General features: G+C 43.1%; 8 protein-coding genes. 5 read left to right on the forward strand and 3 right to left on the reverse strand.

The annotated features are described in order from the left end of the window. Positions 1 to 133: 133 nt before the first annotated feature. Together F7D20_RS06130 and F7D20_RS06135 are read left to right on the forward strand one after the other, a co-directional pair. Complete coding sequence (locus F7D20_RS06130; protein WP_158463283.1) at positions 134 to 427, forward strand: nucleotidyltransferase family protein; 294 nt, start codon at positions 134 to 136, stop codon at positions 425 to 427. Beyond that, a complete protein-coding gene (locus F7D20_RS06135; protein ID WP_158463284.1) occupies positions 420 to 788 on the forward strand; it encodes a HepT-like ribonuclease domain-containing protein in 369 nt (122 codons plus the stop codon). Before F7D20_RS06130 ends, F7D20_RS06135 begins: the two co-directional genes overlap by 8 nt. 50 nt (positions 789 to 838) lie before the next feature. Here the strand turns inward: F7D20_RS06135 and F7D20_RS06140 are convergent, their stop codons facing one another. After that, positions 839 to 1,483, reverse strand: coding sequence for an HAD family hydrolase (locus tag F7D20_RS06140; RefSeq protein WP_367383914.1), 645 nt, complete (start codon positions 1,481 to 1,483; stop codon positions 839 to 841). 194 nt (positions 1,484 to 1,677) lie between these two features. On the opposite strand from F7D20_RS06140, the gene mltG reads away from it, so the two are divergent. Then, entirely contained in the window at positions 1,678 to 2,736 is a 1,059-nt protein-coding gene (mltG, locus tag F7D20_RS06145) for an endolytic transglycosylase MltG (protein ID WP_158463285.1), read from the forward strand. Between the two features lie 464 nt (positions 2,737 to 3,200). On the opposite strand, the gene F7D20_RS06150 is transcribed toward mltG, so the two are convergent. Together F7D20_RS06150 and F7D20_RS06155 are read right to left on the reverse strand one after the other, a co-directional pair. Next, positions 3,201 to 3,971 carry an arginase family protein gene (locus F7D20_RS06150; RefSeq protein ID WP_367383913.1) on the reverse strand — a complete coding sequence of 257 codons (771 nt, stop codon included), beginning with the start codon at positions 3,969 to 3,971 and terminating at the stop codon, positions 3,201 to 3,203. A gap of 80 nt (positions 3,972 to 4,051) precedes the next feature. Continuing rightward, positions 4,052 to 4,933: an Rpn family recombination-promoting nuclease/putative transposase gene (locus F7D20_RS06155; RefSeq protein WP_437182655.1), complete on the reverse strand. Its 882-nt coding sequence runs from the start codon at positions 4,931 to 4,933 to the stop codon at positions 4,052 to 4,054. Between the two features lie 631 nt (positions 4,934 to 5,564). On the opposite strand from F7D20_RS06155, the gene F7D20_RS06160 reads away from it, so the two are divergent. Together F7D20_RS06160 and F7D20_RS06165 are read left to right on the forward strand one after the other, a co-directional pair. Continuing rightward, positions 5,565 to 6,179 (forward strand): hypothetical protein, encoded by a 615-nt coding sequence (locus F7D20_RS06160; RefSeq protein ID WP_158463287.1) that lies wholly within the window; start codon positions 5,565 to 5,567, stop codon positions 6,177 to 6,179. Positions 6,180 to 6,299: 120 nt separating this feature from the next. Beyond that, complete coding sequence (locus F7D20_RS06165; protein ID WP_158463288.1) at positions 6,300 to 6,833, forward strand: hypothetical protein; 534 nt, start codon at positions 6,300 to 6,302, stop codon at positions 6,831 to 6,833. Positions 6,834 to 6,985: the final 152 nt, after the last annotated feature.

Here is a 6,985-nt window from a genome sequence, read left to right on the forward strand (position 1 = left end):
GAATTATCGTTCTCTTTGGTTACAGGAATTTATTGTAAAACCAAGTTGTCTGAACTATTTTAGCAAGAAAACTCTGTAAAAACTTGGACCATAATAAATAATATTGTATATTTGTGGCAAAAATGAAAAGACAATGAAGACAACAAACGATTATATTACTATACTTCGCAAATACCTCAGCACCAAAGCGGATGCTTATGGCATTACAAAGATTGGTATCTTTGGGTCTGTGGCAAGAAATGAACAGACAGAAGACAGCGACGTTGATGTTTGTGTCGAAATGAAAAAGCCGGACTTATTTATATTAGTTCACATCAAAGAAGAACTGCAAGAACTTTTTGGTAAGCCAGTAGATATTGTTAGATTACGCAACAATATGAACCCAATGCTTTTAAAGCAAATTAAAAGAGACGGAATCTATGCATGACGAAGAACTCTTATACTATTCACTCAAACGAATAGCTTCAACTATAGAAAGAATCATCAACAACTCCAAATCTATTGATGATTCGCAATATTATGTCTGTACTCCTGCTGGTATGGAACGTCTTGAAAGTACCTGCATGTTGCTTCTCGCAATAGGCGAAAGTATAAAGGGAATTGATAAGATGACCCAAAAACAACTTCTTCCTAATTACCCTGATGTAGATTGGAAAGGAGCTATGGGTATCCGTGATATTATTGCTCACCACTATTTTGACATAGATGAATCTATTGTCTATGATGTAGTCAAAAACAAACTCCCGGGAATGTTAGAAACAATTAATAAGATTATAGAAGAAATATAAAACATATGTCTTAACTCCCGAAGGAGATTCCCCCAGAAAAGCCTTTCCTTTCAGAAAGGAAAAATTTCTTCGGGAGAGTGAACGAAAGTTGTGGCGCCATGATCCACGAGGAATTCTTTGTCACGGAAACCCCATAACACGCTGATACAAGGCATTTTGCAGTTGCGGGCAGTCATGATGTCGACGTCGCTGTCGCCAATGTACACTGCGCCAACCCTGTCGGCATCCAACTGGCGCAGGGCTTCCTCTACCGTGTCGGGCGCAGGCTTCTTCCTGATGTTCTCACGCTCTCCTATCGCCACATCCACCAGGTCGCCAAAGAAATGACGGCAGAGCGCTTGCGTGGCAGCATAGAACTTGTTGCTCACCACAGCCACTTTCTTGTTTCTCTCCTTCAGTCTGCTCAACAGATCCATGATGCCGGGATAAGGCTTGGTGGTGTCGAGGTTGTGCTCCATATAATGCTTTCTGAAGTCGGCATAGGTCTTGTCGAAGAGCGGATTGCTGTCGCCCTGAGGAATGGCACGCTCCATGAGCTTGCGCACGCCGTTGCCCACAAATCTCCTGACGTCGTCGACAGAGTGCTCCTCCATACCGTTGGTGCGAAGGGCGTAGTTGCAGCTCGCAGCCAGGTCGTCGAGTGTGGAGAGCAACGTGCCGTCCAGGTCGAAGACATACGTATCATATTCCCTTATTCCTTCTTTATAATCCTTTGTTTCCATCATTTTTCTGTTATTGAACTTTGCAAAGTTACGTCAATCTTATCGAAATAATAAGGAATTAACCTATTTTTACCTATACTTGAATAATATAAGCCCAATAATTTTGTCAATTCCACGAATAAATGTACTTTTGCAGCGAAATTCATGCACAAAAACAAAACACAAAAATGAAGAAAAAACAAAGCAAGACCGCTTACAAATTTTATTTCTATGGCGCCTTGGTGTGCCTCGTGGCGGTAATCGTCATTACTTATATCTATGGCTTTTCCTCATTCTCGAAAAGCGAGAAGACAGAATATGTCTATATTGACGAAGACGACAATATAGACTCCGTTTATCATAAGCTCGCGCCGATAGCCCGCGCCATCCCGATGCAGGCTTTCCGCACCCTTACCCATCACTCCGAATACGCCGAGCATATTCGCACGGGTCGCTATGCCATCCATCCCGGTGACGGTTCGCTCAAGACATGGCGCCACCTGAAGAACGGACTCCAGGAACCCGTCAACCTGACCGTTCCATCGGTCCGGACACTCGACAAACTCGCAGCTGAGTTGGGACGCAAGCTGATGCTCGACAGCGCTACCATCAGCCATGCCCTTACCGACGAGGCCACCTGCGAGAAGTATGGCTACGACACGGCCACCATCGCCTGTATGTTTATCCCCAACACCTACGACATCTACTGGAACGTGTCGCTCGACAAACTGCTCAGTCGCATGAAGAAGGAGTCGGATAAGTTCTGGAACTTTGAGCGCACACAGAAAGCGAAGAACATGAACCTCACCCCGCAGCAGGTCATCACCCTGGCAAGTATCGTGGACGAGGAGACTGCCAACGACGGTGAGAAACCGATGATTGCGGGCATGTACTACAACCGTCTGATGCTTCGCAATGCCGAATATCCTGAGGGAATGCCTCTTCAGGCCGATCCTACCATCAAGTTCGCCTGGAAGCGTTTCGACCTGAAGCGCATCTACAACAACTTGCTCAGCATCCGCAGCCCCTACAACACCTATCGCAACCCAGGACTGCCTCCAGGGCCTATCCGCATCCCTACTGTTGCCGGCATTGATGCCGTGCTCAACCACATCCATCACGACTATCTCTACATGTGTGCGAAGGAGGACTTCAGCGGCACCCACAACTTTGCCCGCACTTACTCCGAGCACCTCGACAACGCAGCCAAATACTCAAAGGCACTCAACGAGAGAGGAATCAAATAAATAATCCCCCACTCACATCTCTTAACAAGCTTTCAAAGACACAGCAGCCTCTTACATCCGCAAGATGAGCGATGGCATCATTGAGAGCACGTTCCCCACCATAGGGCATTCTCTATGCGGGTCGACAAAAAAAAGGCAGTTGCAAGCACCATAGCCTGCAACTGCCTTTCGTATTTTGTAAAATTAATAACTTACTTTAGTTCCATATTACTCACCGAGATGCATCTTTTTGTTGATTACTACAATCTCAGCAAATGTGATAGCTAAAACTACCAATGTCATTCCAAAAATCATCATAATTGTTACCCTTTCTTTACTTTAATTATCGTTATTCAATCTTTTCAAGTGCAAAGGTAATACCTTTTTGTGTTCGCACACAACATTTCTGTCTTTTTCTTCTTAAAAGGCATGAAAAATTGATTTCTGTCAATTACTTCCCCTCTGAAATGCCAAAATGACACGTGTCACTCCTCCCTGTTCTGCCTCTCTGACAATATCATCCGAATCAATTCCTCATTGGCCTCATTGTCAATACTTGCATCCTTCACTTCGGTGGCATAATCAAGCATATTGGAACACTCGCCAGTGATATCCACTCCCATCACTCTCTCGTGAGCATAGACGATACGCAGAACAGCCTGCAGCTCCATAAGGGTCATGTTGCCATTGCTCCAGTTGGTGACGGCATCATCAGTCCTCAGCACATCCTTGTCGATAGAGATATATACGGGTTCATGTATCAGCTTACCAGCCTTGGAGGGCCAAGCCTGATGATGGTCGATTTCCGACTCACTGTAGAACAGCACCTTGCTCCTGAGTGCAGCCGGTATTTGAGACATGAGTTCGTCGGATACGCCAACGAGGATGATGTGTCTCACAAAAGGATTGGACTTTAAGACATCCGTCACCCAACCGCCACACGAAACCAAGCCTTCCCATTGAGGCTGTTGCATATCCGGGTGATGATCAAAGACTATCAGAGAGAAAGGTTCCTGCAGCCGTGACACCCAGTATTCGGTAAGATAATGGAAATCTCCTGAGTCCAGGAAATGAATGGCTTTAGAAGGGTATGGGGCCAACCTGCGATGAAGTTTCTCCCTGCCTTCCTCATCGCAATAGCAGTCCACTCCTTTCAGGTCCTTACAATCTACACAGATGATATTACGACTTGAAGCAAACGCCTCAAAATCATATACTCCCGAAAAATCCAAAACTATAATAGGTAACTTGTTCACAATTATAATATGATTAACTGATGATTATTGTTATCTAAACTTCGGAGCAAAGAAACCTTTCAGTCTTGCGAATCTATCATCTACATCTCCGCTTTCAGCTGCTGTATCATTTGTGCCGACAGCCCAGTTATTTCCATAACAGTCGCTTCATCCATACCCTTTGTCAGCATCTTCTTGGCAATCTCAAGACTTTTCTTTTCCATTCCTTTTTCCATTCCTTCAGCAATACCTTCACGTTTGGCGGTGTCTACGGAATTCTTGATGTCGCGATACGCTATCTTACTGGCCTCGTACTCCCTCAATTCCTGCGGAGTAAACTTGGCAATCTCGGCTTCCTCGAAGAGGCGGTCGAAGACCTTGTCGCATAACTCCTTAGGGCGCTGGGTAAGCTTGTAGAGATTCTTCAGCGCATAGAGCCACTTGTCGTAAAGCGTCTCCAGTTCCTCCAGCGATTTGTTAAACTTGGCTATTTCTACATAGATGAACTCCAGCTTGTCGTAAAACACTTTATGAGTGGCGGTATCGCACAGCTGTACACTATGGCGGATTTTTTCCTTTTCGAAGGCTTCCTCGTTCATGTCGAAGTTGAGCAGGGCAACGGTATATACGTAGTTGAGTTTAAAGTCCCAATCCTTCCCCTTTGGTGCCTGCTCACGGATAGGGAATGTGGAATAGAACAGGGAGCGGTCCTTGAAATATGTCTGATAGGCATTCTGCATTTCTACGATGAACTTCTCGCCGTTTTCGCCCTCGCAATATACGTCGAAGATGGCTTTGCGGTCGGTGTAGACGTCTCCCACATGCTCAGGGTTGAGATACGAAACGTCCTTCACAACCTGTTTGCCATCAAACAAGCTGTTGAGAAAACAAATCAGCAAATCCTTGTTTATTGCTGTTCCAAAAATTCGCTTGAAGCCGAAGTCGGTCAGCAAGCTGATATATCTTTCTTCTACCTGTCTCATACGCATTTCTTTTTATTCCTTTGCAGGGATACGTTTTGATTCCTTTGTCTTGATAAGTTTTATTCTTTTGCAAAGATACTCTGAAATTTAGTAACTTCCAAATATTTAGGCTGTTTTTTAGCTAAAATGAGTAAGCATGCTGGTTAATATCAATCATACAGGAGGGCGTGCTGCTTGAATTCATTTGCCCTGGGCTTTGAGGGGTCGTAAACCTGGCGCCCTGAACCAACGGTCACCGGCGCATAGCGGAATTGAAAATCCCTACGCTCATCGCCGATTTCTGCACCTAATACGCTCCGCATCCGAACAAGACGGTCATCTACTACTATGATGCCACAGCCCCTGGCTCTAACTATGCCGTGAACGACCAGGACTTTCATTGGGTGGTTGTCCATGAGTTTGAGCGCCACGGCTGGCAGGTCATTGACGTGTACCTCGGCAACCCGATGCGCCACGATGATATATCGGCTGCGAGAAGTTCCCACAGCACGATTTGTATCCAATTGCTATTGGTGGAGTGAGATAAGCAATATTTTACGTTAATAAGTCTTTAAACATTTGGAATTTCTGCAAATAAATGCTATTTTTGTAAATCAAATAATAATTTATACCTAATAAAACGAGAATGAATATGAAGAAGATTTTAACAATGCTATTTGCCTTGTTGTTTGCATTTACAATGCAAGCACAGAATATCAAGTTAACACTGAACAATGGTCAAACAGTGAGTGGAAACACTAAATCTTTGTTTATGTACGACAATGGAAGTGAAATCCGTGTTAAAGATAAAAAGAATGGTGAGCATAAAGATTACAAATCGTCTGAGATAAAAGAAGTAAAGTATTTCGACGAGAAAGGAAAAGAATGGATTACATTCGTTCCTCTGATGGCGCAAAAAACTATGCCGAGCGTTTGGGTCAAAAGTCCAAAACCATACAAAGAACCTGTATTTATGATTCCTTTATATGAGGGAAAGAGAGCTACTGCATATATGCATCCAATTACCACCCAGACCAATACCAAGAATTTACAAATAACTGGAGGTGGCTGCATTTATTATTTTAAGGTTAAGGGTGAGGATGTCGCCAGAGCTTTTTGGATGTCATCTGCCATTGGTGTGAAAGCAATGTTGAAAATTGTCTTCAAAGACTTTCCTGAAATGAAGCCTATTATTAAGGAGCTTGATACAGACAAGTTTTATGAAGATCCGACTATGCTCATAAAGAAGTTTGACGAGGCGAAATAATGTACGTTACAAATTTCTTTAGAGAAATATAATGAAGCGGAATAAAATAATTGCTACATCACTCCTTGAATGAGAAAAAACAGTACCTTTGCGAACAAGAATTCAAAACAAATTATAGATATGAACAAGCTTTTAATTATGCTATTTTCATTGCTTAGTGTTGTGATATTAAGCAGTTGCGATGAAGTGAAAGACTCGCCCCTTTTGTTTAAGGCTACTTCAAACACTAATCCTGAATATATAAGTGTCCGCTATTATCCCGAAGAAATAGGTTATACTCTTTACCCTAAGGAATCGAAATACTTCATCTATTCGTACACTTATATTGATGGTGATTTAGAGCTGACATGCACTAACTGCGACAATATTAACTATTCATTAGATTGCAGTTTTGGAATAGTAAAAAACAATAAAGGGAAAAATATCTCTGCCACCGAGGAAGAGGTTGGTATCTCTGTGAAAAATATCGATAATAAGACACTTCGCATTCACTTTGCCAAGTTGAAGGATGAAGATTTGCCGTTGGGCTTCTTAGGCGCACGAGCCACTATAAAAGTATATGGTCGAGTAGGAGGAAAAGATGTAACCACAAATATTTCGGTTTATCGCTCAAATCTTCGTAAGCAACCAGATGATGACATTAGTAAAAAGTAAAGACATCAAAGACTATGAAACTTCAATGAAGTGAAATCCCTCCTAATCACCCTTTCAATAAAGCCTTTATCTTGGCAACGCAGGATGAAGGCTTTTCTTTGTGTGTCGGGCATGACACTAACCTAACTGGTTTAACTCCAGTCGCAGGTATT

It is taken from the genome of Segatella copri (assembly GCF_009495355.1).
Taxonomy (GTDB): domain Bacteria; phylum Bacteroidota; class Bacteroidia; order Bacteroidales; family Bacteroidaceae; genus Prevotella.